Genomic DNA, 23,946 nt, shown 5'->3' with positions numbered 1-23,946 from the left:
GCGTTTCCGGCGTGCTACCGAGCAGGCCGGGGCGTGAGGGTCAGGCGCCGAATGCGTCGCTGAGCCGCTCGCGGAACTCCTCCAGCTCCGCGAGCTCCTCGTCGATGCGGGCGATCTCACCCTCCAGTTCCTCGAGAGACACCTCGCTGTCGCCCACGGTGTCCTCGACCGTCTTCTCGACCTCGACGAGCCGAGCGTCCACTTCGGCGATGTCGTCCCACACGTCGCCGAGCTCGTCGTCGATCGTCTCCGCGTGGTCCTCGACCGCGCCGACGCGGTCGTCGGTCGTCTCGAGGTCGTCGGCGAGCGCGGACACCTCGTCGCGCACGCTCTCGACGAACTCCTCGACGTCGGCCACGTCGTCCGCGAGCCCCTCCCGCTCGGAGTCGGCCCGCTCGGCCCGGACGCTGAGGTCCCCGACCGCGTCGTCGAGGTCGTCTATCTCGGTTTGGATCTCCGCGAGAACGCCGTCGGCGGTCCCCTCCTCGTCGATGAACGTCTGGAGCGCCTCCACGTACGCCGCGAGGTCGCCGAGCCGGGACTGCACCCGGCTGAGCCGGACGTCGACGCTGTTCGGCGTGCCGAGGTCGAGTTCCTCCTGTAACACGTCGAGGTCTTCCTCGTCGACCTCGCCGGAGCGGATCTCCGCGGCCAGCGCCGCCGCGACTCCCCCGGTCTCCGTCACCGGGGCCGCGTCGCTCCCGTCGTCCTCGTCGGTCCCACCGCTCTCGTCGCCCGTCGCGTCCGACCGTCCGTCCGTCGCGTCGTCCGCATCCGGCTCCGACGCCGCGTCGTCGGCTTCCGCGCCTCCGGACTCGCCGGCCTGCGGTTTCTCGATCCGGGTGTCGTGCGGGGTGACCGCCGCGATCGCCTCGTCCGGGACGGGACGAGGATCGGGGGACTCGGGCTCGTCGGTCTGCGGCTCGGCGGGCTGCAGTTCGTCGACGCCGATGTCCGGGGCGACGGAGTCGGTCGGTTCCGTCCCGTCCGGCTCCTCGTCCGCGCCCGTTACGACCGGATCAACGGGTTCGGCGGACTCGGCGGACTCCGCGGACTCGGCGGGTTCGGCGGACTCGTCCGGATCCGGAGCGTCGAGCCCGTCGAGCGGGTCGGCCGCCTCCGCGGGGTCCGCGGCCGCCGCCACGGCGTCCTGTGACGCGCCGGTTCCACCGGTATCCTCGGCGGCCCCGCCAGTGTCGGGTTCCTGTTCGGGTTCGTCCATGCCCGGGAGCGAGGACCGCTCGCCGCCGAGCACGTCGCGGACGACCTCCGCGCCGTCCGCGCCGAGCACGTCGTCCATCTCCTCGCCCTCGCGCGCCGTCTCCACGGTGGGAACGCCGAGGAACGCGTCGGTGTCCGGGTCGTCGTCCCGGATTCCGTACACCGTCGTCAGCGTCTCGCCCGGTTCGAACACGCGCTCGAACTCGACGCGGTGGTCGTTGTAGGCGGTCCAGTCCTCGCTCTCGTAGTCGGGGTGGAACCCGACGCGGTCCATCGGGAACGACTCCGGAATGTCGTCCACGATCCGGAGTCGGGCGGGGTCCTCGCGGTCCGAAGCTATCTCGAACACCACTGCGGGGACCGGGAACTCGTCGTTCGAGAAGGACTTCGAGACCCTGATGCCCCCGTCCTCGACGGACACGGCCGCGTCGTCGGTCGTCGGGTCGCTCATGGACCACCGGTTCGCGACGACTAACTTAAATTACACGGGCCGATCCTCCGCGCTGATAACCGGATCAGACCGTCAGTACCGTTACGGGGCCGTCGAAGTCGAGGACGATCCGCTGCGTCTCGTCGCCGAAGATGGCCTTCCCCGTCGGTGAGCGCTTCTGTCCGGTGACGAAGACGTGGTCGCAGTCGTAGCGGTCGGCCTCGGTCAGCACCGTCTCCCCCATGTCGCCGATGGCGCCGTGGGCCTCCCACTCCACGTCGAGGTCGTCGAGCACCTCGCGGCCCACGTCCGCGGCGTAGTTCTTCGCGCCCTGCATCGCCTGCGTCACGCTGTAGGAGGCCTCGTAGTTGGAGATCTCCTCGAGTTCGACGCGCTGGTCGTTGTACTCCTCCTCGGTGGTCCCGTACAGCAGCGTCAGCTTCGCGTCGACGCCCGCGGCGAGTTCGCCCGCCTCGCGCACGAGTTCCTTCGACTCCTCCGTGGGTCCGACGACCGCGAGTGCGTGATCCATATGGCGCGCAATTTCCCACGGACTGTAAAAACGTGTGGGATCGTGACGGATCGGTTCGGAGTCCCGACCACTCCCTGACCCCCCGGTTGTCCAGAGCGGTGCTGTGGCGGTATCGGTGCAGTAGTGCGGTACTGATGCGGTGGGCGCGGCGGTATCGGTGCAGTAGTGCGGTACTGATGCGGTGGGCGCGCGCGTTTCTCGCGCGCGAGGGAGGCCGCGTCCGGGCGCGATGCGGTGCGGTTCCGCGCCCGGCTCGCGGCCGAGGCTGGGGAGGGATGAGGCCTGCAGTGCTGTGCGGTCGCCGAGCGGGGCGGAGTGGGGCGGATCGGGCGGCACTGCGGCGCCGCACTGAACGGGACAGCCAGCACTACGATCAGGACGAATTGCCGGCGCAGTCGTCTCCTCAGTCCCAGAAGGCCTGCGTCCGCGCGTACTCCCGCTCGCGGCCGAGGATGTCGCGGTAGAACTCCTCCTCGTCCTCGCGGAGGTTGTTGATGATCCGGGCGGCGTTTTCGGGCCCGACGCCGCGGGCCGCGAGCGCGATCACCGCGCGCTTGCCGTGGGTCTGGACCAGGCTCGCCGAGCGGAACGCGCGCTTCGTGAGCTTCTCTTGTTCCTCGTCCTTCTCCTCGGCCCTGACCGCCTTCACCGCCTCCTCGTCCCACGGGTTGAGCGCCGCGATGCGGGTCGACCCGCACTCGGGGCACTCCGGCTGGTCGCGGACGCGGCGCACCTTCGTCTTCCGCGTCCAGTCCCGACAGTGGAGACAGAACAGGATCACGCGGTCCTCGCGGATGCGTTCGCGGACGGCCTCGATGACGCTCGCGTCCGCGTTCTCCGGCACGAGGAACTCGCGGCCCGAGGAGGTACCGGCGGATCCGAGCGGCGTCCGCTCGCGGGCCGCCACGAGGTCGACCTCGCCGGACTGAACCGCCGTGAGCACGTCCGCGGTCTCCTCGACCGCGAGGTCCGTGTGGAACGTCTCGCGGACCGCCTCCTCGTAGACGGGGGTGTCCTCCAGCGCCGCGAGCAGGCGGTCGCCGCCGAATCGACCCTGCCCTTCGCGGTAGCGCTTGAGCGCGCCGAACTTCGCGGCCACCTGCGCGAGCGTGAACTTCAGCGCGTCCGACTTCTTCACCGCGAGTTCGAGGTACGACTCCAGGTGCGCCGGCTCCGTCCCCTCCAATATCTCCATGACGACGCCGGGCCCGACGTCCGGGGGAACCTCCAGTTCGATCCGGTAGGGGTCCACGTCCATCCCGACCGAGGAGCCGGTGCGCTGACCGATCAGCGCCGACAGCAGGCGCGCGAGCGTCTCGTTCACCTCGTGACCGAACGCCGCGTTGACCACCAGCGAGCGCCCGAGCGACTCCACGACGATCCGTTCGTCGGTCGGGACCGGGTGGCCCGCGGCGACGTGGTCCTCGACTGACTCCAGCGCGGCCGCCGCCGTTCCCGCGTCCGTCGGATAGCGCTCGGTCAGCCCGCGCGCGACCGCCGACCGAGGGGTGCCGTCCGCGAGCCGGTTCGCGACCTCCCCCCGCAGCCGGCCGACCTCGCCCGCGACGGGCTTCGGGACGGGGATCTCCGAGCCGGTCCACGAGGGCACCTCGCCGGCGGGGTCCTCCACCGGCGAGACGTTGACGCGTTCCTCCTCCTCGTCGATGTCGTTGATCCGCCACATCTCGCCGCGCTGGACGAACGTCTCGCCCGGCCCCGCGAAGTTGAGGACGAACCGCTCGTCGAGCGTTCCGATCCGCGACCGCGAGGAGAGGTCGTGGACGTCGTAGGTCGCCTCGTCGGGGATCATCGAGAGGTTGGCGTAGAAGTACTGCCACGTCCCGCCGGACTTCTCCAGCGTGTCCGTCTCCTCGTCGAGCCACAGCAGGCGGTTGCCGGAGAGCTCCCGGACGACCTCCTGAAACGCGGGCTCCGAGAGGTCCCGGAAGGGATAGGCGTTCGTCACGACCTCGTAGACCTTCCGCGCGTGGACCTCGCCGTGGTCCATCACGACGCCGACGATCTGGTTCGCGACCGTGTCGAGGCTCCCGTGGTGGATGCTCGCCGGTTCCACGAGCCCCTCCTCGGCACGTCGGGCGATGGCGAGTGACTCCAGCACGTCGTCGTCGCCGCTCGCGACCACGGTCCCCTCAGAGACCAGGTCGCGGCGGTGGCCCGCCCGCCCGACGCGCTGGAGCAGCCGGGCGACCTCGCGCGGGCTGCCGTACTGGACGACGTGGTCGACGCGGCCCACGTCGATGCCGAGCTCCATCGAGGAGGTACAGACGAGCCCGTCGATGTCGCCCGCCTTGAACCGGTCCTCGACGTCGACGCGCGCCTCGGTCGAGAGCGAGCCGTGGTGGATGCCGATGTCGACCGAGGCGCCGTCTGCCCCGGCTCCGCCGCCGACCCCGCCGCCCCCCGACTCCGCGAGCGTCTTGAACCGCGAGCCGAGCGCCTCCGCGGTCTGGCGCGTGTTGACGAATATCAGCGTCGACTCGTGGGCCGCGACGATCTCCCTGATCGCGCGGACGTGGCTGGCGATCTCCTCGGTGGTCGCCAACTCGCCGGCAAGTCGGTCGTCGGCGTCGGTGATCTCGGGCTGGACCACCGAGAAGTCGACGCGCGTGCCGGCCGCGACCTCCACGATCTCGAACTCGCGGTCGCCCTCACGCGAGGGGTCTCGCTTCCCGCAGCCGACCAGAAACCGACCGACTTCTTCGGGTGAACCAACCGTCGCCGAGAGGCCGATCCGCTGGTAGGGGCCCGCGACCTCGCGGAGCCGTTCCATGCCGACGGTCAGCTGTGCGCCCCGCTTCGCGGAGGCGAGTTCGTGGACCTCGTCGACGACGAGATGGGCCACGTCCGCGAGCGCGGCCCGCATCTTCGACCCCGTGAGGATCGCCTGCAGGCTCTCGGGCGTGGTGATCAGCACGTCGGGCGGGTCGTCGGCCTGCTTCGACCGCTCGTACTGCGTCGTGTCGCCGTGTCTGACCGCCACCTCGAGGTCGAGGTAATCGCCCCACCACTCCAGCCGGTCCATCATGTCCCGATTGAGCGCACGGAGCGGGGTGATGTACAGCGCGGAGATCCCCTCCCGCGGCGCGCCCGCGGACGTCTCGCGGGCGTCCACGAGCGCGTCGAACACCGGCAACATCGCGGTCTCGGTCTTCCCCGTTCCGGTGGGCGCCAGCACGAGCGCGTTCCGGCCCGCCGCTATCGGGGGGATCGCCCGGCGCTGCGGCTCCGTGGGCGTCTCGAAGCCCCGCTCCGAGAGCGCCTCGCGGACCGTCGCCCCGAGGTGCGTGAACGCGTCCATCCCGTCGTCCGCGCCGTCGGCGGTCTCGGCGTCCGCGTCCGCGCTCGGCTGCGCGGTCGCGTCCGCATCCCCGTCCTCGACCCCGTCGGCGCTCCCCTCAGCCATCGCTCCGAGGTTCGGTCCTCACGCGATTAAGGGCGTCGCCGCGGGGTCGGTGCGCCCGCCGGCGAGGCGCCCTCACACGGACCGGTACGCCCCGAGGCGCGTCCCGTCGAGCAGGTACGCCTGTCCGTCGGCCAGCCCGTCGGGCAGAAACGGCGACAGGAACTCCTGCCCAGCGACGTTGATCCACGTCCCGCCGGAGCGCTCGTTGAACGCCGGGAAGACGACGAGTTCGGGGTCGTTCCACGCCGCGGCGGCCCCGGCGCCGACTTCGGCCTCGAAGGGCTCCGACCGGAGCGTCCCGCGGAGCCACGCGCGCTCGGTCCGGCTCCCGCCGACCGCGTCCTCCAGTCTGACCTGCGGGTGTTCGTGGCCCATGCAGACCGTCTCCGCGCCGAGGACCTCCGGATCCGGCCACGTGTGCCCGTGGACGAACGCCACGTCGCCGCGGCGCTCGCCGCCCGCCGGGATCACGTCGAGGTCGGCCGCGAACGCCTCCGCGACGCCGGGGTCGTGGTTCCCGACGACGAGCGTCAGCGGAACGCGGTCGGTGACCGCGTCGATCAGCGCCGCCAGTTCCTCGCGCTCCTCGCCCTCCGGCGCGGCGATGCGGTGCGCGAGGTCCCCCAGCACGACGACGCGGTCGGCGTCGGTGCGGTCCAGCAGCGCGAGCAGGCGCTCGCGGCGCTCGGGCGCGGCGCTGTCGAGTTCGACGCCGCGCTGGTAGCGCAGTCCGACCTCGATGCCGGCGTGGTAGTCGGCGACGACGAGCGCGCGCTCGCCGGGGAGGTCCGCGACCGCGGCCGGCGCGTCCGGCACCGGGTCGACGACCGCCATCAGATCGCTTTCAGCGTCCCCTCGGTCGGCTCGTAGCACTGGCCGCCCATCAGGGCGTCCTCGATGGCGTCGTCGACCTCCGCCCGGTCGGCGCCGTACTCGTCGACGACCGCCGCGGTCACGGCCTCGCGGTCCGCGCCGTCGCCGTCGTCGAGGTCGCGCATCGTTTCCACGGCGACCGCGGTGAGGTCGACGTCCTCGTCGGCGGACGCTTCCGCGTCTTCCCCGTCGGCTGACGCTTCCGCCTCCTCGGCGGCCGCGCTCTCGCCCGCCGCGTCGGACTCCGACCCGGCTTCCGACCCGGCCTCCGCCTCGTCGGCGGCGGATGGCTCCCCGTCCTCGCGCTCCTCGAGTTCCTCGGCGAGTTCGTCGGCGTCCGGCACGTCGATGCCCGCCTCCTCGACCTCGCCGCCGGTCGCGAACTCGGTGCCGTACTCGGACTCGATCTCCTCGCGTTCCTCCTCGTCGAGTTCGTACATCTCGCCGCCTGCGGCCTCCGTGTCGGCGGCGTCGGACGTGTCTGCGACCCCACTGTCGGCGGAACTCCCGGTGGCGCTCGCGTCGCCGTCGGAGTCCCCGAGCGACTCGTCGAAGTCACCGAGCGGCTCCTCGGCCGTGGTCTCGTCGGCGCCTCCCGCCGTCGCGGGTTCGGTCATCTCCGGTTCCGCCGGTTCCGTCTCCGTCTCAGTCGCCGTCTCCGTCTCAGTCGTCGTCTCCGTCTCAGTCGTCGTCTCCGGTTCGGTCTCTGTCTCTGCCTCGGTCCCCGATTCACTCTCCGCCTCCGGTTCGGCCTCCGCCGTCGGTTCCGCCTCCGCGGTCTCTGCCGGTTCCGACTCGGCGGTTGCCTCGACGTCCGCTTCGGGTTCCGTCTCGGTCTCAGCCTCCGATTCCGACGAATCCGCCTCGCCGGTCGCGGCCGCGGCCTCGACGGACACGTCCGTCTCGGGGAGCGGACCGATCTCCGCGTGACCCCCCTCGTCGGGAGCGATCTCCGGCGACCGGACCTCCTCGCGGTCGCCAGTGATCATCTCCAGCGCGTCGACCGCCATCCGCCGCACAGCCTCGACGTAGGCGGGCGAGGTGCGGTAGTGCTCCAGCGCGCGCGGGATCCCGGCCGCGAGCGACGCGGAGACGCCGCCGGCCTCCAGCGCGCGGCGGAGGTCCTCGCCGCGGAGGTCCGATTCGAGCGCCTTCTCGAGGACCGCGAGGCGGTCGAGCGTCGTCTCCGCGGCGGTGACGATCCATCGGTCGCGCACGTCCGCGTCGACGTGGTTGATGCTCTCCGGGCGGACGGAGGTGAACACGCGGTCGGAGTCCTCCGGCTCGAAGGTCCGGGCCTTCCCCGTCAGCGCGACGAAGCTCGGCGGGTCCGCGCGCTCGAGGAACGTCTGCGCGTCGGGCTGGTACTGGCCGGCGTAGGTGACGAACGCGCCCGTCGGGTCGACCACGCGGCCGCGGCGCGTGTCGTCGTTGATGCGCTCGACCTCGGTGAGCACGCCCGCCGCGAACAGGCGGTTGACGCGCGCGCCGGTCGGCGTGACGACGTAGTTCGGCGCGCGCTCCTCGTCGCTCTCGGAGTAGGAGAGCGAGGCGTCGTCGAACTCCGCGGCGAAGAGCCGGTAAGCGACCTCACGGGCGCCCGGCCCGTCGTCGTCGCTCATCGGTCCACCTCCGCGTCCGCGGCGGCGTCGGGGTCGATGTCAGGGTCGGCGTCAGCGTCGCTGGGGGCGCCGCCGTCGGTCGCCGCCTCCCCGCCGGCCTCCCCGGACCTCCCGAGCGTCGCGAGGACGGCCTCGGCTGCGTCGGCCGGGTCGTCGCTCGCCGGTTCGAACGTCTCGGCGTCGAGGTTCGCGCCGTAGTCGTCCACGGAGAGGTTCCCGCGGACGCGGAACGCGCGCCCGACGAGTTCGTCGCGGATGTCCGCCGCGACCACGTCCTTGTCCATCGCCTCCTGGGCGGCCGCGAGCGCCTCGTCCAGCCCGCCGCCGTACACCTCGGCGGTCAGCTCGTCGTCGAGCACGACCGTCAGCGTGTCCGTGCCGTCGTCGAGGATTGCCTTCACGCGCAGGTCGTCCTCGCCGTCGACGGCGCCGTGGCTCCGGCACTGTCCGCCCTGGATGACGCGCCCGCAGTCGGGACAGCGCTCGATCAGTCCGGAGCCGTCCCGGACCTCGAGCACGTTGCCGACGACCTCGACGTCGAACATGCCGCCGGTGTCGACCGCCTCGGCGACCGAGAGCCGCGGGGCGTCCTCCTTGACGGTCACCGCGTCCGAGAGCGGCGTCACCTGCGAGAACTCGGTGAGGTTGATCGACGGAACGCCGCGGAACTCGCGGACGTACACGTCCTCGATCCGCAGGTCCGCGCCCTCGGCCACCTCCTCGCGCGGGTCCCAGTCCGTGAACGGGAGCCGACCGGTCTCGTCGCCGACGATCCCCTCGCGGATGTCGGTCTCGCCGTCGCGTCCGGAGATGGTCTTCGACTCGACCTCCAGCACGCGCACCTCGACGTTCCGGCCGCGGTCGCCCGGTTCGAGGTCGACGAGCGCGCGGTCGCCGCCGACCTCGGCGTCGACGTCCGGGGCCTCGTCGGCCATCGCCACGGTCGAGGAGTCGTTGAGGTTGAGCTCCGGTTTCCCGTCCCACTCGCGGACCCCGGCGTTGCCGATCGTGACGGCATCGCCGGGCTCGAACCCGAAGTCGGTCCACGCGGTGTAGGAGATGGTCCCCGTCTCGTCCGCGAGTTCGCCCTCGCGGATCGTGATGTCGTCACCCTGGTACCGGATCGTTCGGGTGCCGACCGTCAGCACGACGGCGGTCACGGTGACGCTGTCGTGGTCGGTCGTGATCTCCCCGAGGTCGACCGAGTCGGGAGTGGGCGAGGAGCCGCCGGAGCCCCCGCCGTGCTTCCGGCGGACGCTCTGTTTGGCCTCCTCGATGGGGACGCTGTACTCCAGCAGGTTCTCCAGGTCCGCTTTGACCTCCTCTTTGTCTACGCCGAGATCGGAGGCGAGATCCTCGGCATGGTTGTCGACGTCCATCGGCCCACGGTTCGGCGTACTGGCACAAAAGGGTTCGCTGGCCGGGGCGAACGTGGAACGCGCCGGACGCGTCGCGCGTTCCCGAACGCGGTCGGGTCGCCGCGCCCCACCGAAACGACCATCCCCGCGGCCGGACCAGAGGTCGGCATGCACGTCGTCGTCAACGCCGCCGAGAGCGTGGACGGGAAACTCGCCACGCGGCGGCGCGAGCAGCTCCGCATTTCCGGGGAAGAGGACTTCGCGCGCGTCGACCGCGTCCGGGCGCGCTCGGACGCCGTCATGGTCGGCGTCGGAACGGTGCTCGCGGACGACCCGCACCTGACGCTGGACGACGCCGCCCTCCGCGCCGAGCGCGGCGAGGCGGACCGCCCCCCGCACCCGGCCCGCGTCGTCGTCGACTCCTCGGGTCGGACGCCGCCGGACGCCAGAATCCTGGACGGGGCCGCCACCACCTACCTGCTCGTGAGCGAGGCGACCACGCCCGCGCGCCGCGAGGACCTGGCCGACGCCGGCGCGGAGGTGATACCGGCCGGCGAGGACCGCGTGGACCTCGCCGCGGGGCTCGACGCGCTCGCGGACCGCGGCGTCGACCGCCTGATGGTCGAGGGCGGCGGCGAGGTGATCTTCTCGCTGTTCGAGGCGGGGCTGGTCGACGAGCTCTCGGTCTACGTCGGCTCGATGATCGTCGGCGGTCGCGACGCGCCGACGCTCGCGGACGGGGAGGGATTCACCGAGAACTTCCCGCGGCTGGACCTGACGGACGTGGAACGGCTCGACGACGGCGTGGTGCTCTCGTACGACGTTCGAGCGGAGTGAGTCTGGAGCGGTCACTCGATGCTTTTTGAGACGGAAGATCGCCGCGCCGAGTCGAATCTGTAACACCGTGGGTGCGGTGTCACTACACTGCTGACCGATGCGGTCGGCGCGCGCTCCACGCCGACTTCCAGTTGCCAGAAATCCCCGACAGGACCGCTTTCGGAACGAATTTGGGTGAGACTCCGGCCGGAGTTCGGAAAATCCTCTTTTAAGTATCCGTGCTCGGACCGAGTATGCGCAAACGCGCACTCACAGTGACGTTGGTAGTAGCGATGGTCGTGTCGGCGATAGCCGGCCCGGCCGGGGCGGCCGCCGCGGCGGCGTCCGCGTCGGACCACCAGGCGAGCGTGACCTTCTCCGAGCAGGCCAGCGGCGGGTCGACCGTCGTCGTCGACGAGGTGACCCTGCCGGAGGGCGGCTTCGTGACGATCCACGACGGCACGCTCGCGGACGGGAACGTCCTGGGTAGCGTCGTCGGCACGAGCGCGTACCTCGAGGCCGGCACGCACGAGAACGTCACCGTCCACCTGACCGACGAGGTCGCGGACGGGACGTTCCACGCGATGGCCCACAAGGACACCGACGGCGACCGGCGCTACACGTTCGTCTCCGAGAACGGCGAGGTCGACGGCCCCTACACGACGGACGGCGACATCGTCATGGACGACGCGAACGTGACCGTCTCCGCGTCAGTCTCCTTCAGCGGACAGCCCTCGGAGGGCGAGTACGTGATCGTCGATCGCGTCGAGCTGAGCGAGGGCGGCTTCGTGACGGTTCACGACTCCAGCCTGCTCGACGGCGCCGTCTTCGACTCGATCCGCGGCACGAGCGAGTACCTCGAGGCGGGCGTCCACGAGGACGTGCGCATCCAGCTCGACGAGCCGCTGGAGAACGACGACACGCTCGTCCCGATGGCCCACCGCGACACGAACGACAACCAGCAGTACGACTTCCCGAGCACCGACGGCGAGGAGGACGGCCCCTTCACCGCGAACGGTGACGCCGTCGTCGACAGCGCGCAGGTCGAGTTGAGCGACGAGGCGTCCGTGACCTTCGACGCACAGGCCTCCGGCGGGAACGCGGTCGTCGTCGAGGAGGTCTACCTCCCGAACGGCGGCTTCGTGACGGCGCACGACTCCTCGCTCGGCGACGGCGCCGTCTTCGACTCCATCCGCGGCACGAGCGAGTACCTCGAACCGGGCATCCACCGCGACGTGGTGGTCCCGCTCGACGACTCCCTCGCCGAGGACGACGCGATCTTCGCGATGGCGCACCAGGACACCAACGACAACGAGGCGTACGACTTCCCCGACTCCGACGGCGAGGAGGACGGCCCATACACGAACGACGACCAGAACCCCGCGATGGACGACGGGAACGTGACCGTCTCCGCGGCCGTCCACTACGAGGGCGGTAGCGCGGACGGCTACACGGTCACCGTCGACCGCGTCGACCTGAGCGAGGGCGGCTTCGTGACGGTTCACGACGCCAGCCTCGGCGGCGGCGCCGTCTTCGAGTCCATCCGCGGCACCTCGGAGTACCTCGAAGCCGGCGTGCACGAGGACGTCGAGGTCCGACTGGACGAGCCGGTCCGCGACACCAGTCAGCTGTTCGCGATGGCACATCAGGACACGAACGACAACGAGGCGTACGACTTCCCCGACTCCGACGGCGAGGAGGACGGCCCGTACACCGCGAACGGCGACATCGTGATGGACGCCGGCACCGCGCAGGTGACGGCGTTCGTCGCCGCGAGCGCACAGGAGACCGACGGCGAGACGATAGTCGTCAACTCGGTGACGCTCCACGACGGCGGCTTCGTCACCGTCCACGACTCCACGCTGGCCGACGGCGCCGTGCTTGACTCCGTGCGCGGCACGAGCGAGTACCTCGGCCCCGGCACGCACGAGGACGTGGAGATCACGCTCGACGACCCCCTGACCGAGGACGACACCGTCTTCGCGATGGCCCACCGCGACACCGACGGCGACGAGTCCTACGACTTCGTGACCTCGGAGGGCGCCGACGACGGCCCCTACGTCGCGGCCGGCGGCCCCGTCATGGTCACCGCGGACGCCTCCGTCGCCGGCGGCATGGACGGGGGCGACGAGACGACCGCCGAGGAGACGGAGGACATGAGCGAGGAGACCGAGATGATGAACGACGAGACCGAGACGATGGACGAAACGGGCGACGACGCGCCCGGCTTCGGCGTCGCGGTCGCGCTGGTCGCGCTCCTGGCCGCCGCGCTCGTCGCGGTCCGTCGGGACTGAACCGCGTCCGACCGCTCTCCGGCGGTCGCCGCTGCGCCCCGGCCCTCTATCGACGACACCTATTTATGTTCTCGTGTGCGGTCTTCTCTTCGACGATCCGAGAGACCTGAGGAACAAAAATCCGAGGAAATGGTAGAAGGGAGCCGCAGAGCCCGATGTACGGCTATCAATCCGCCTGATCTATCTACGGCAAGTATATATACTAACGTCACTTACGTGAGGGTAGCAATCGAGCCGCCTCGGCCGACGATTTCTTCGCCGGCGTTCGATCCGGAGCCACCATGACAGAGACAGAAACACGCGAGTTCACCAGCAGCAGCGAGCGGGACCGCACCGGGAGGGGCGGGACCGAGACGGAGCGAGAGCGAACCGGCGGGCGCGTCACGGAGCCCGAGACGGAGACCGCCGACGAGACGACTCGCTGTCCCGAGTGCCGCGGTCGGCTGGCGAGCGACACCGAGCACGGCGAGACCGTCTGCGTGGACTGCGGGCTCGTCGTCGAGGAGGAGTCGGTCGACCGCGGGCCGGAGTGGCGCGCGTTCGACGCCGGCGAGCGCGACAGCAAGTCGCGCGTCGGGGCGCCGACCACGAACATGATGCACGACAACGGGCTCTCGACGAACATCGGCTGGAGCGACCGGGACAGCTACGGGAAGGCGCTCTCGCCCGAGAAGCGCCGCCAGATGCAGCGCCTGCGGACGTGGAACGAGCGGTTCCGCACCCGCGACTCGAAGGAGCGCAACCTCAAGCAGGCGCTCGGCGAGATCGACCGCATGGCCTCCGCGCTCGGTCTCCCGGAGACGGTCCGCGAGACCGCCTCCGTCATCTACCGCCGCGCACTCGACGAGAACCTCCTGCCGGGCCGGTCCATCGAGGGCGTCGCGACTGCGGCGCTGTACGCGGCCGCGCGACAGGTCGGCACCCCGCGGAGCCTCGACGAGTTCACCGCGGTCGCGCGCGTCGACAAGACCGAGCTGACCCGGACGTACCGCTACGTGATCCGCGAGCTCAAACTGGAGGTCAAGCCCGCCGACCCCGAGAGCTACGTCCCGCGGTTCGCCTCGCGTCTCGGCTGCTCCGAGGAGGTCGAGCGAACCGCGCGTGAACTGCTCCGGGCCGCGGCCGACGACGGGGTCACGAGCGGCAAGTCGCCGGTCGGGCTCGCCGCCGCCGCGGTGTACGCGGCCGCCCTGCTCGCGAACGAGAAGGTGACCCAGAGCCAGGTGAGCGCGGTCGCGGACATCTCCGAGGTCACGATCCGCAACCGGTACAAGGAGCTGCTCGAGGCCGGTCACCCCGACCTCGTCTGAGTCGGCCTCCGCCCGGCAACCGGGGTGGTTCGCCACGACCGCCACGACCGACACCCGATCGGAATCGGCCACACCTTCTTTTACTCCGCCCACGAGAGTGGACGGTATGGTCGAAGCGTTTGTCCGTCTACTGTGTCCCGAATGCGAGAAGGACTGGGAGGAGACGCCGACGGACCTCCCCGATCTACAGAAGAACTTCAGCTGCCCCGACTGTCACGCGACCCGCCGCCTCACGCAGTTCATGCGGACGGAGCGCGACCTCGAGGTCGTCCGCGAGTTCCAGTAACGCGGTCGTTCGCGGCCGCTCACTCGCCGGTGGGCGAGATCGCGCCGCAGGCTTCACACTTGATGACCTTCGCGCCCTGCTGCGTCTCGAGTCGCGTGTCCGGGAGCCCGCACTCCGGACAGAAGACGTACGCCTCGGCGTACTCCTCGACGGTGTCCGCCATGCGGCTCCGGCGGAAGTCGCCGGTGAGCCGGGCGCGCCCCTTCTCGTCGATCGAGGCGCTCGTCCCCAGTTCCCCCTGCAGGTACTGGAGGACGTGGTCCTCGTTCCTGTCCAGTCGGTTGACGACGTCCTGAAAGTTCTCGAAGACCGTCTCGTGTCCCTCCGACCGAACCTCGGGGTCCGGTATCTCGAACCGACTCGCCTGCTGGTCGATGTCCGGCGTCTCCTCCAGCGCGCGGTCGAGTTGATCGTCGTACTCCATGCCCGAAGGATACGCCCGGAAGCTGTTAAGCGTTCATGGCTATCGGACGGAAACCTCCGTTCGCGGCGGATATCGGGGTTCTTGAGGGTAATGCATGATAACGGTTCTCAGGATAGTAATATAACCCTCCGGTCGTTATTCGAGGTTGCTCATGAAGAAGCAGGAACTCATTCACCTTCACGGTCTTCTTGCCGAGGTACGACAGCAGTGTGAGGACTGGGACGAGGACCTCGCGCTCGAGGAGTACGAGACGATGGGCGTCAAGCCGACATCCATCCACAAATCGAAGACCGACCACAAGGCGGCTGTTTTCAAACTCGCGAAGGGAATCACGGCACCGATGGGAGACGCGGAGTCCGAACCGCTGGCCCCGACGGCCGACTGAACACTTCGAGGACACTCCTCGGCGATACTCACACCGCGTAGCGACGCGTCCGCGCGCGCCCGACGCGGCCCGGAGACCGCCTGCTTCGTCCGTCACCGAGCACTCACTCGTCTCCGGTTATCGCATCGTCTTCCGCTTCGTCCGCTTCGTTCGCCTCGCCCGCCTCGCCCGTCTCGCCCGTCTCGTCCGCGAGAGCCTGCGCGGACTCGCTCTCGTTCGCGTCGTCGACGGCCTCGACTCGGAGAACTTTCAGCGGAATGTCCCGGAGGCGCTGGCCGATCTCCTTGCGCGCGATCCGGCTCGCGTGCTCGTCGCGGTCGACGTTGAACACCGTCATCTCCAGTTCCAGCGCCACGAGCGCCTCGTCGGCCGCGATGAACGCGGGCGGCAGCGACTCTCCCTCCGGCGTGCTCCGCGACCCCATCTCGATCTCGACGTAGTTGAGGTCGGGGTTCAGCATCTCGCCCGTCTTCGAGATGGCGATGCGGATCGCCTCCTCGGGGGTCTCCACGTCGTAGACGGGGACGGCAGCCTCGACGACCACGCGACGGTCCATTTGTGTGGTGTGGTACCGCACCCGAGGGCATGAAGGTTCGCCCCCGGATCGCACTCGCCTCATTCGGGGCCGCCCCTCCTCTCTCTCGCCGGCTACTCCCCGCCCGACCGGAGGTGATGGAACACGTACGTCTGCGCGTAGCCGGCGTACTCGCCGCCGAACTGCTGACGGATCGCTCGCGACGTCTCGGCGTAGGAGCCGCGGTCGCAGTCGGGGTAGTGGTCCGCGATGACCGAGCGGATCCACGTGTCAAGCGGTACGGCCTCGAGGTAGCCGAGCGAGAAGAGCAACACGCAGTCGGCCACCTTGTCGCCGACGCCGACGAACCGGGTGAGCGACTCGCGGGCCTCCTCGTAGGACAGTCCGGCCGCCTCGCTCGGGTGCGCCTCCCCGGTCGCCACCATCTCCGCGGTCCGCTCGACGTACGGCGCGCGATAGCCGAGCGAGAGGTCGCGCAGCGCCGCCTCGCCGGCCGCAGCCAACTGCTCCGGGGTCGGGAAGGCCTCGTACGTCTCCCCGGCGAGCGTCACCGGATCGCCGTACGCCTCAGCCAGCGCGCGCTGCATGCCGTGGATCCGCTCGACGCGCATCTGCGCCGAACAGATGAACGAGATCAGACACGGGAACGGCGGGTCGCGGACGAGCCGCATCCCCTCGTAGGCGTCGTACGCCCGGCTCAGAAGGGGTAGATCCGGCGTCTCCCCGAGTATCGCGTCCAGGTCGTCGTCGAGCCTGAGCAGGTGCGTCAACAGGGGCACCGCGTCGACCGTCGACTCCCACTCGAGGGTTCCCTCCCGCGGCCCGCCGACCTCCCGAACGCGGACGACCGCGCGCTCGTCGGTCACGCCGTCGATCGGCGGCACGACGGTCTCGTACCAGTGGTCGCCGCCGTGGGCGGCCGTCCGCTCGTACATCCCGCCGTCGGCGCGGTCCCACAGGTAGCTCTGTCCGCTCTCGACCGTCGACTGGAGGTCGAACGCCCCGTCGAGGTCGGCGATGTCGATGGCGCCGCGTTCCATTTATCGTGCGGAGGCGTGCCGCCCCCATCCGGGTTTCGATGCCGGCGTGGTCGGGGGCCGCGCGTCGACATCTACGGTACCGATTTCGGGGTGCCTCTCCCCTGCCCCCGGTTATCCACCCGCCGGCTCGCTCTCGGAACCGTCCGTATCCAGCGTCTCCTCGACCTGGGTCACGACCGCGGCGAGCGCGACCACCGCCAGGACCGCACCGAGCGCGAACGGCGCCAGGAACGACCCGGTGACGAGAAACCCGGACACGAGCGGGCCGAGCGCGACGCCGAAGCCGAACCCCATCGTGAGGATCGACAGCGTGGACCCGGACTCGCCCTCGCGTGCGAGGTCGCCCGCCAGCGCCAGCGAGGGCGCGAAGACGAACGCGACCGCGACGCCCTGCACGAGCCGAACGGCCATCATCGAAACCGGCGAGAGCACGACCCCCTGCAGCAGCGTCGAGGGGATCAACAGCGCGAAGCCCGCCAGCAGGAACGGCCGTCGGCCGATCCGGTCGGCAGCGCGGCCCACCGGCACCTGGAGGAGGACGTTCGAGATGGTGACGGCCGCGAACTGCGCGCCGAACCACACCGGCGCCTGGTCGAGTCGGGCGTTCACCTGCACCTGCAGCGTGGCGTACAGCGCGATGCAGATCCCCATCGCGATGGTCGCCAGCCCGAGCGCGAACACGGGGTCGAGCAGTTGCCCCTCGCCCCGGATCCGGACCGAGAGGTCGTCGCCGGCTGCTTCGGCGGAGCTGGCGGCGTCGTTGACCAGCAGCGCGACGAGGCCGAACGAGAGGTACGCGCCCGCACACGCCGCGACGAAGGCGGCGTTAAAGCCCGAGACGACGAGGTCGATGCCCACGACGCCGAGGTCGTACGGGCCCGCGGAGACGACCCCGCCCGCGAGCACCGGCCCGAAGCCGAAGCCGATCAGTCGGAAGGTGTTGAACACGCCGAAGTTGCCGCCGCGCTCGTTCGCGGAGGCGGCGTACTCGTTGACGAGCGCGACCGTCGCGGGGATAGTAAGCGCCGCGCCGAGCCCCTGCAGCGCTCGCAGGACGACGAGCGCGTAGTAGTTCGACGCGAGCACGTACAGCCCGCTCGCGGTGCCCAGGAGCGCGATCCCCGCGAGGATGAACGGCTTGCGGCGCCCCATGCGGTCGGAGAGGCGCCCCGTGAACGGCTGCGAGAGGCTGTTGAGGAAGCCGAACAGCGAGAGCACGACGCCGATCAGTAGCGGCTCCGTCAGCGTGACCGCGAGCGCCCCGGTTCCGACCGTCGTTCCGAGCAGCGCCTCCACGTCGACCGCCTCGCTGGCGATGTACAGCGGCAACACGACGATGAGGAAGGAGTTACCGACTGCGCCGACCATTCGCGCCAGCGCGAGGACGATCACGCGCCGGTCCGTGTCCGTGACGAACGACGGCAGAGGGAGGCCCATCTACGCCCCGATTCGACGGGTCGGGTAAAGGCCCTTCTGAAGCCGACGCGGCCGGTGCGATGCGGAGCGGCCGCTGCGGGGTGCGATGCGGAGCGGCCGCTGCGAGGACCGAAACGCGGACCCGCACTCGCCGCGAGCGCCCGCGAACGCCAGCGAAGCTAAGTGGCGGGGTGTCAAACACATGAGTATGGGAGAAACTATCAAACTAAGCAGGGTGCAGAACCGGCTCGCGGAGCTGTCGTACCCGGTCCATCGCGACGAGGCGGCGGTCCAGCTCCACGAGGTCACGATCACCTTCGCCGACGGACAGGCGAACCTCGGCGAACTGGTCGACGACACGAATCCGGACGCGTTCGACGACCCGGGGGACCTGTTCGACGCCCTTCAGAACGTGCTCCCGGTCGAGGCGGTCGGCGAGCCGGGACAGTCCGACGGCGACGCCTGATCCGGCGACCGTCGCAGCGTCGACCGCCGGGACCGGCAAAAGCGCCCGCCGGTTCAGACGCCGGCGCTCGGGGCGTCCGACGAGGCCCCGCCGTTCTTGCGTTCGCGGCGGCGCTCCAGCAGGTAGTTGATCACGTAGCCGAAGCCGGCCGTCGAGACGAGGAACGAGAAGATCCCGCCGACCACGGGGATAAGGCCGACGACCGCGAGCGTCAGGGCGCCGACGAGGATCGACTTCCCCGCCTCCCCGACGCCGGCGCCGTTCGCGGTGAGCGCCGCGCCGAGCGCGATCGTGCCGACCGCGTTGCCCGCGATCCCGAGGAAGATCAGCACGAATATCCCGGGGATCACCACCAGCAGGCCGATGACGGTGATCGACAGAAGCACCGCCGCGATGATGATGACCACGTTGGCGATCAGGCCGGTCAGGAACGTGCCCACGGGGTCCTCGCGGACCTCGCGGACGCCGTCCTCGGTGAAGCCGGGACTGACGCCGTAGACGATGCCCGCGACGACCGCGCTCACGACGAACGAGACGACGAAGCTGATCGCCAACCGGATGTGCCACTCCAGCCCCGCCGTCGGCGAGGTGGGTCCGGTCGGTGGCTGTGTCTGTCCCAGCACCGCGGCGGCGGCGACCGGGAGGTCCGTCAGCATGGAGAGGGGGACCATGTCCGGCTACTCTCCCACCGGATTCTTCAAAGTTCCCCTCCGGAGTGCCGTGGTTCTGCGGACAGGACGGCGTTCGGAACCGCGCGTTACGGAACTCGAACTGCGGAGAAAACGCGTCTCTCGAGGGTCGAAGACGGCGGCGACCTGCCTACCAGGTGCCGTGGAACGTGTCGAACTCGATCTCGTCGAGGGGGCGCTCCCCGATCGCGGCCTCGTACTCGCCTGGGGTCAACATCGGCTTGTGGAACCGCGGGCCGTCGTCCGTCGTGATCCGCGGGCAGCCGGTGTTGACGAACGCGTCCATGTCGAAGTTGCGCAGGCGGTCCGGCGTCACCTCGTCCATCGTGATCAGGTACGCGTCGTCGTTGTTGTCGACGATCTCCTTGGCCTGCTCCCAGCGCCCCTGCCCGATCTTGGTACAGAAGATGACGCCCCACTTCTCGGCGTCCATCGCGCGGTGGACGGCGCCGTAGCGCTGCTTGAGGAACTTCTCGTGGTCCGCGATCTTCACGACGTTGTTGACCGGGTCCGCGATGACGACGGTCTTGTCGGGGTGTTCCATCGCCAGCCCGAGGGGGTGGAACTTCCCGCCGCCGACGTACAGGACCTGGTCGGCGTCGATGTCCGCGGAGGCGTAGTTGCAGCCGAGCACCTGTCCCTCCTTCGTGAGGCGGTCGTCGCCGCGCCGGGTGTGGACCTCGTAGCCGCGCTCCTCCAGCCACTCCGTCATCTCCTCGAACCGGTTCATGTGCTGGGCCGTCGTCACGAGGCCCACGTCGGGGTCGTCGTCGGGGTCCGCGAGCTCCTCCAGCGACTCCTCCATGATCGAGAAGGGGTCGACGTTGGAGAACAGGGGGACGTAGATGATCTTGTCCGACTCCTTCATCGGCGTGTGGCCGAAGTGGACGAACACGTCGGTCCGCCGCATCAGGTAGGTGTCGAGGTCGCAGGCGCCGTAGCAGGGCTGGCCGGACAACATGAACGTCACGTCGTCGGGCGCCAGTTCGCGCAGGTCGTCGGCCACCTTCGGGCCGCGGCGCTTGAGCCCCTCGGGGAACTGCAGCCCGACCTTCGTCGCGTCGCGCTCGTCGATCTCCTCGAGGATGCGCTCGAGTTCGTAGTCCCATTCTCGGTCGTGTTTCAGGGCCATCCCGGTCTTCGTGAGATCGCCTTCCGTGGACCCACCGCTCATGCCCCCGACTTGCGACCCGCGACGGTTAAGTAGCGCGCTCCGTGCGCCGCCGTGCGACCGCCTCACGCTCTCGGACAGACGTTCTCTCGGACCGCGGTCGGGCTCGGACCGCGGTCGGACCCGGGCGCCCCGACCCCGCGGTCGATCCTCGCCGCGACTCGGTCCCGCGGCGGCGCGAGCCTCCCCGCCGTTCAGTGGGCTTCGCCAACCGCGGTTCGGAACGCGGCCACGAAGTCCTCGTGGTCGAACTCCGCGAGGACCTCATCGAGCCGGGCGGCGGTGGGAGCGAACCCGGCCGACGGCACCTGGGAACCCGCGGTGTCGTCCCCCGTCCGCGCCGAGGTCGTCGCGGCGGTCGCCAACGCGTCGAGCCCCTCGGCGTAAGCGACGCGCCGCGCCGCACGGTCGACGGCTGCACGAACCACGTTGGGGCCGACGGGACGAGAGAGCGTCCGGCATCGGTCGTCGGCCGTCCCGCGGGTCACCACCACCACCGCGTCGCCTCCCCCGTCCCGGTCCGCCGCGTCGTCCGCGTCGTCCGCGTCGTCCGCGTCGTCCCGACTCGTCGCGTCGTCCCGACCCGTCCCGTCGTCGCACTGCGGCGCGGCGTCCGCCTCGACCACGGCGACGCCCGGTCGCGCGCGCTCGTCGCCCACCGACCACTCGGCCGGATCGCGGACCTCTATCTCGCGGTCCGACAGCGCGGTCTCGATGCGCCGGCGCGTCCGCTCGTTCTCCACCGCCACGACGACCGACCCGTCCCACTCCATGCTTCCGACGGTGCGCGCACACCACTTCAAGCGGGCCGACCGTTGCGGTTCGTTCGATCCGTTCGAACCGTTTTTGCGGCATTTATGGCCCCAGAACTGCCGGAACCGCACGGGATCGCGACCGACACGAGAGCGGCCCCGGACTGCGACGGACGGGCGGTTCCGCGAGCGGCACCAGCCCGTTTCCGCGAGCGACACCAGCCCGTTTCCGCGAGCGACACCGACATGCCCCGTGCGTCCGAACGGGACCCATGAGCGAGACCGATGCGGAGATCCCGCTGACCCACATCCACGTCGCGCCGGACGACGCGCCCGCGAACGCCCCGGCCGTCTTCGTGCTGCACGGCCGCGGTGCGGACGAGGAGGACCTGCTGCCGGTGGCGCGCGAACTCCCCGACGACATGCACGTCGTGAGCCTGCGTGCGCCCGACCGCCTGCAGGGCGGCTACACGTGGTACGAACTCGACCTGTCCGGCGGGGGGCTCCACGAGAGCCAGCCCCACGCCGAGCAGTTCCGACGGAGCCTCGACCTGGTGGCCGAGAGCGTCGACGCGGCGGTCGAGGCGTTCGACCTCGATCCCGACCGCCTCGGACTGCTCGGGTTCAGTCAGGGCGCGATCACCAGCATGAGCCTCCTGTTGGAGAACCCCGGCCGCTACCGGTGGGTCGCTGCGCTCCACGGGTATCTCGCGGACAGCCACGCGGACCTCGATCCGGACGACATCGAGGGCGCACCGGTGTTCGTCGGCGCCGGCGAGGGGGACCGCGTCATTCCGGTCACGCGCGCCGAAACGGCCGCGGAGCGACTCCGGGAGGTCGGAGCGGACGTGACCTTCGAGACGTACCAGGCCGGCCACGGCATCGGCCCGGACGAGCTCGCCGACCTGGTCGCGTTCGTCGAGGAGCACTACTGACGTCGGTGTGGCCGCTGCCGGTGGACCGATACCGCGCGGTCAGTGCCGGTGTCACTCCCACCGCGGCTCGGTCACCCAGTCGGGCTCGCGCGGCGGGGACACGGTGCCGAAATCGCTGTACGCCACGTCGACTCGAACCTCGGCGCCGGTCGGCGCGTGGACGTAGCTCACGGTCAGGCGAACGAGCCGTCCCTGCGGCGTGAGGAAGGCGGTAGCGCGGTAGTCGGTCGCGTTGACGGCGAGGCCGTGTGAGGCCCCGGTTCCGGTCACGATGACGAGCGAGTTCTCGCGGTCGCTCGACGTACTGACCGTCGTTTCCTCGGCCGTCAGCAGTTCGCGGAGGCGGTCGACGACGAACGACTCGTAGGCGTCGACGAGCGAGTACTCGCCGAGCGGTCGCGTCCCGTAGCGGCGCTCCGCGACGGTTCCGTTCGTCAGCCGATGGACGCGTTCGCCGTCTGCCCACGCGTCCGTCGTGCGGGTCGGCGTCGCGTTCTCGCCGTTCGTCTCGTAGCTGCGCGCCGACAGCAGAAACCGCTCCGCGGTGTAGATCGACGCCGTCGACTCGTGCCGGACGACCCCGGCGAGCAGGGGGTCCTCGGCCGGGCCGACGTACGTCATCGAGAGATTCCGCGGCGCTTGCTGCGTCCGGTAGAGGTGCGTCCCGACGACCGTCGAAACGCTCGAGACTCCCGACGCGTTCAGCCCCGGCGAGTAGAGGCTCGCGTTCGACGGGTCTCCCGCGACGCTGTTCTCCCCGGATGCGGCGGTCGAGACGACGGTCGTCTCCCCGGCCGGGCCCGGCGTTCCGAACTCCGCGCCGCCGCCGCCCGCGCCGTCGAGGAGCGGAACGCCCACGCCGGACACCGCGAGCAGCGTCGCCGCCGCGAGCAGCAGCACCGCGACGACCGCGATGCGGCGTGGGACCGACTTCCCCGTCGCAGTCGCCGGTTCAGGATCGACCCAGGGGTCGAGTCCGAGGCGTTCCTCGCCGACCCGAATCCCCTCCGCGCGGTCGACGCCGAAGCACAGCATGTCGCGCAGGTCGTGGGGGTCGAGGAACTCGGCGTCCGCCTCCGTGGCGCGCCGCCGGAGTCGGTCCGAGGATCGAGTACCGACGACGACGTCCGCTTCGGGGGACGCCGGCGACAGCAGCCCGGCGACGTCGACGCGGACGGTGCGCCCGCCCGTCGTCGCCCGCACGATGCCGTCCTCGGAGACTTCGGTGTCGTACCCGCGTGCCGCCCACAGCGCCGCGAGGAAGCGTCGGCGGTCGCTCGCGGAGAGGCGTCGGAACCGCCGCGCGAGCACGTCCGCGGGGACTGGTGGCACGGTACACGGTTGGTTCGACGGGACACAAGCGTTTCGCCGACGAGGCTACCGCGACCGAGCGTCGGCCGCACAGCGACCGATCCCCGGCCGCACCGACCCCTTTCGGCACCTTCAAACGGATCGCGGCCGAACCCGAAACCATGAGTGCGGAACAGGTGACCATCGAGGACCTCGGTCGCGAACTGGGCGAACGCATCGCGAAGACGCCGGAGTACCGGCGCTTCGAGGAAGCCCGCGAGGCGGTCCAGCGCGACGAGGAGGTCCAGGCGCAGATCGAGGAGTTCGAGCGCCTCCGCGAGGAGTTCATGGCCGCTCGCGGCAGCGGACAGGCCACGCAGTCCGACCTCCACGAGGTCCAGAGCGCACAGGAGGAGCTCCACTCCATGCCGGTCATGAGCGAGTTCCTCGAGGCGCAGGAGGAGCTCGACGAGACGCTGGAGACGGTCAACGAGGCCATCTCCGCGCCGCTCGACGTCGACTTCGGCGGCCAGGCCGGCGGCTGCTGTCAGGACTGACGACGCTCGGCGCGCCGGTCGGTTCGGCGCTCCGCTTTGCCCCTCGCTTTTCCAGGCCCGCCTCACCGCACCGTCGCTTTCCGTCCCGACCCTTTTGTCCGATAGCGCGCCACACCGCCC

General features: G+C 70.4%; 22 protein-coding genes. 8 read left to right on the top strand and 14 right to left on the bottom strand.

Annotation, left to right across the window (positions count from 1 at the left end; all coding sequences use genetic code 11):
• Positions 1-40: 40 nt before the first annotated feature.
• The 6 genes from ACQE3L_RS11060 to ACQE3L_RS11035 all read right to left on the bottom strand — a co-directional run bounded on the left by ACQE3L_RS11060 (position 41) and on the right by ACQE3L_RS11035 (position 9,481).
• Positions 41-1,672 (bottom strand): hypothetical protein, encoded by a 1,632-nt coding sequence (locus tag ACQE3L_RS11060; protein ID WP_426963845.1) that lies wholly within the window; start codon positions 1,670-1,672, stop codon positions 41-43.
• 64 nt (positions 1,673-1,736) lie between these two features.
• The gene (locus ACQE3L_RS11055) at positions 1,737-2,183 is read right to left on the bottom strand and encodes a universal stress protein (RefSeq protein WP_426963844.1); all 447 of its coding nucleotides are present in this window, start codon (positions 2,181-2,183) and stop codon (positions 1,737-1,739) included.
• A 403-nt stretch (positions 2,184-2,586) separates the two neighbouring features.
• Complete coding sequence (locus ACQE3L_RS11050) at positions 2,587-5,502, bottom strand: DEAD/DEAH box helicase (protein ID WP_426963893.1); 2,916 nt, start codon at positions 5,500-5,502, stop codon at positions 2,587-2,589.
• A gap of 177 nt (positions 5,503-5,679) precedes the next feature.
• A complete protein-coding gene (locus tag ACQE3L_RS11045; RefSeq protein WP_426963843.1) occupies positions 5,680-6,441 on the bottom strand; it encodes a metallophosphoesterase in 762 nt (253 codons plus the stop codon).
• Complete coding sequence (locus ACQE3L_RS11040; protein ID WP_426963842.1) at positions 6,441-8,102, bottom strand: RPA family protein; 1,662 nt, start codon at positions 8,100-8,102, stop codon at positions 6,441-6,443. Before ACQE3L_RS11040 ends, ACQE3L_RS11045 begins: the two co-directional genes overlap by 1 nt.
• A complete protein-coding gene (locus ACQE3L_RS11035) occupies positions 8,099-9,481 on the bottom strand; it encodes a Single-stranded DNA binding protein (RefSeq protein WP_426963840.1) in 1,383 nt (460 codons plus the stop codon). Before ACQE3L_RS11035 ends, ACQE3L_RS11040 begins: the two co-directional genes overlap by 4 nt.
• A gap of 147 nt (positions 9,482-9,628) precedes the next feature.
• Here ACQE3L_RS11035 and ACQE3L_RS11030 point away from each other — a divergent pair, with 147 nt between their 5' ends.
• The 4 genes from ACQE3L_RS11030 to ACQE3L_RS11015 all read left to right on the top strand — a co-directional run bounded on the left by ACQE3L_RS11030 (position 9,629) and on the right by ACQE3L_RS11015 (position 14,166).
• On the top strand, positions 9,629-10,297 hold the full coding sequence (locus tag ACQE3L_RS11030; RefSeq protein WP_426963839.1) for a 2,5-diamino-6-(ribosylamino)-4(3H)-pyrimidinone 5'-phosphate reductase: 669 nt from the start codon (positions 9,629-9,631) through the stop codon (positions 10,295-10,297).
• Positions 10,298-10,530: 233 nt separating this feature from the next.
• Positions 10,531-12,570 (top strand): DUF7282 domain-containing protein, encoded by a 2,040-nt coding sequence (locus tag ACQE3L_RS11025; protein ID WP_426963838.1) that lies wholly within the window; start codon positions 10,531-10,533, stop codon positions 12,568-12,570.
• Between the two features lie 281 nt (positions 12,571-12,851).
• Positions 12,852-13,880 carry a transcription initiation factor IIB gene (locus ACQE3L_RS11020; RefSeq protein WP_426963836.1) on the top strand — a complete coding sequence of 343 codons (1,029 nt, stop codon included), beginning with the start codon at positions 12,852-12,854 and terminating at the stop codon, positions 13,878-13,880.
• Between the two features lie 106 nt (positions 13,881-13,986).
• Complete coding sequence (locus tag ACQE3L_RS11015; protein WP_058366742.1) at positions 13,987-14,166, top strand: DUF7836 family putative zinc-binding protein; 180 nt, start codon at positions 13,987-13,989, stop codon at positions 14,164-14,166.
• Between the two features lie 19 nt (positions 14,167-14,185).
• Here ACQE3L_RS11015 and ACQE3L_RS11010 read toward each other — a convergent pair whose 3' ends face one another.
• Complete coding sequence (locus ACQE3L_RS11010; RefSeq protein ID WP_058366743.1) at positions 14,186-14,590, bottom strand: translation initiation factor IF-2 subunit beta; 405 nt, start codon at positions 14,588-14,590, stop codon at positions 14,186-14,188.
• 151 nt (positions 14,591-14,741) lie between these two features.
• Between ACQE3L_RS11010 and ACQE3L_RS11005 the strand changes: the two genes are divergently transcribed.
• Positions 14,742-14,975, top strand: coding sequence for a UPF0058 family protein (locus ACQE3L_RS11005; RefSeq protein WP_058366744.1), 234 nt, complete (start codon positions 14,742-14,744; stop codon positions 14,973-14,975).
• 103 nt (positions 14,976-15,078) lie between these two features.
• Here ACQE3L_RS11005 and ACQE3L_RS11000 read toward each other — a convergent pair whose 3' ends face one another.
• The 3 genes from ACQE3L_RS11000 to ACQE3L_RS10990 all read right to left on the bottom strand — a co-directional run bounded on the left by ACQE3L_RS11000 (position 15,079) and on the right by ACQE3L_RS10990 (position 17,987).
• Entirely contained in the window at positions 15,079-15,531 is a 453-nt protein-coding gene (locus ACQE3L_RS11000) for a DUF555 domain-containing protein (RefSeq protein ID WP_426963834.1), read from the bottom strand.
• Between the two features lie 92 nt (positions 15,532-15,623).
• Positions 15,624-16,550, bottom strand: a complete 927-nt coding sequence (locus tag ACQE3L_RS10995; RefSeq protein ID WP_426963833.1) for a DNA-3-methyladenine glycosylase family protein — start codon at positions 16,548-16,550, stop codon at positions 15,624-15,626.
• A 111-nt stretch (positions 16,551-16,661) separates the two neighbouring features.
• The gene (locus tag ACQE3L_RS10990) at positions 16,662-17,987 is read right to left on the bottom strand and encodes an MFS transporter (RefSeq protein ID WP_426963832.1); all 1,326 of its coding nucleotides are present in this window, start codon (positions 17,985-17,987) and stop codon (positions 16,662-16,664) included.
• 187 nt (positions 17,988-18,174) lie between these two features.
• Here ACQE3L_RS10990 and ACQE3L_RS10985 point away from each other — a divergent pair, with 187 nt between their 5' ends.
• Positions 18,175-18,432, top strand: coding sequence for a DUF5789 family protein (locus ACQE3L_RS10985; protein WP_426963831.1), 258 nt, complete (start codon positions 18,175-18,177; stop codon positions 18,430-18,432).
• 53 nt (positions 18,433-18,485) lie between these two features.
• Here ACQE3L_RS10985 and ACQE3L_RS10980 read toward each other — a convergent pair whose 3' ends face one another.
• From ACQE3L_RS10980 to ACQE3L_RS10970, 3 genes are all read right to left on the bottom strand, one after another.
• Positions 18,486-19,103, bottom strand: a complete 618-nt coding sequence (locus tag ACQE3L_RS10980) for a DUF8173 domain-containing protein (protein WP_426963830.1) — start codon at positions 19,101-19,103, stop codon at positions 18,486-18,488.
• 148 nt (positions 19,104-19,251) lie between these two features.
• Entirely contained in the window at positions 19,252-20,295 is a 1,044-nt protein-coding gene (gene dph2, locus ACQE3L_RS10975; protein ID WP_426963829.1) for a diphthamide biosynthesis enzyme Dph2, read from the bottom strand.
• Positions 20,296-20,486: 191 nt separating this feature from the next.
• Positions 20,487-21,065 carry a hypothetical protein gene (locus ACQE3L_RS10970; RefSeq protein WP_426963828.1) on the bottom strand — a complete coding sequence of 193 codons (579 nt, stop codon included), beginning with the start codon at positions 21,063-21,065 and terminating at the stop codon, positions 20,487-20,489.
• Between the two features lie 251 nt (positions 21,066-21,316).
• Between ACQE3L_RS10970 and ACQE3L_RS10965 the strand changes: the two genes are divergently transcribed.
• On the top strand, positions 21,317-21,979 hold the full coding sequence (locus ACQE3L_RS10965; protein ID WP_426963827.1) for an alpha/beta hydrolase: 663 nt from the start codon (positions 21,317-21,319) through the stop codon (positions 21,977-21,979).
• A gap of 51 nt (positions 21,980-22,030) precedes the next feature.
• Here ACQE3L_RS10965 and ACQE3L_RS10960 read toward each other — a convergent pair whose 3' ends face one another.
• A complete protein-coding gene (locus ACQE3L_RS10960) occupies positions 22,031-23,311 on the bottom strand; it encodes a hypothetical protein (RefSeq protein WP_426963826.1) in 1,281 nt (426 codons plus the stop codon).
• A gap of 140 nt (positions 23,312-23,451) precedes the next feature.
• Between ACQE3L_RS10960 and ACQE3L_RS10955 the strand changes: the two genes are divergently transcribed.
• The gene (locus ACQE3L_RS10955; RefSeq protein ID WP_426963825.1) at positions 23,452-23,826 is read left to right on the top strand and encodes a YlbF/YmcA family competence regulator; all 375 of its coding nucleotides are present in this window, start codon (positions 23,452-23,454) and stop codon (positions 23,824-23,826) included.
• The last annotated feature ends 120 nt before the right edge of the window (positions 23,827-23,946 follow it).

This window comes from Haloparvum alkalitolerans (genome assembly GCF_050122995.1).
Taxonomy (GTDB): Archaea; Halobacteriota; Halobacteria; order Halobacteriales; family Haloferacaceae; genus Haloparvum; species Haloparvum alkalitolerans.
Note: the sequence above shows the minus strand (reverse complement) of the source record. Positions and strands in the feature narration are given on the sequence as shown.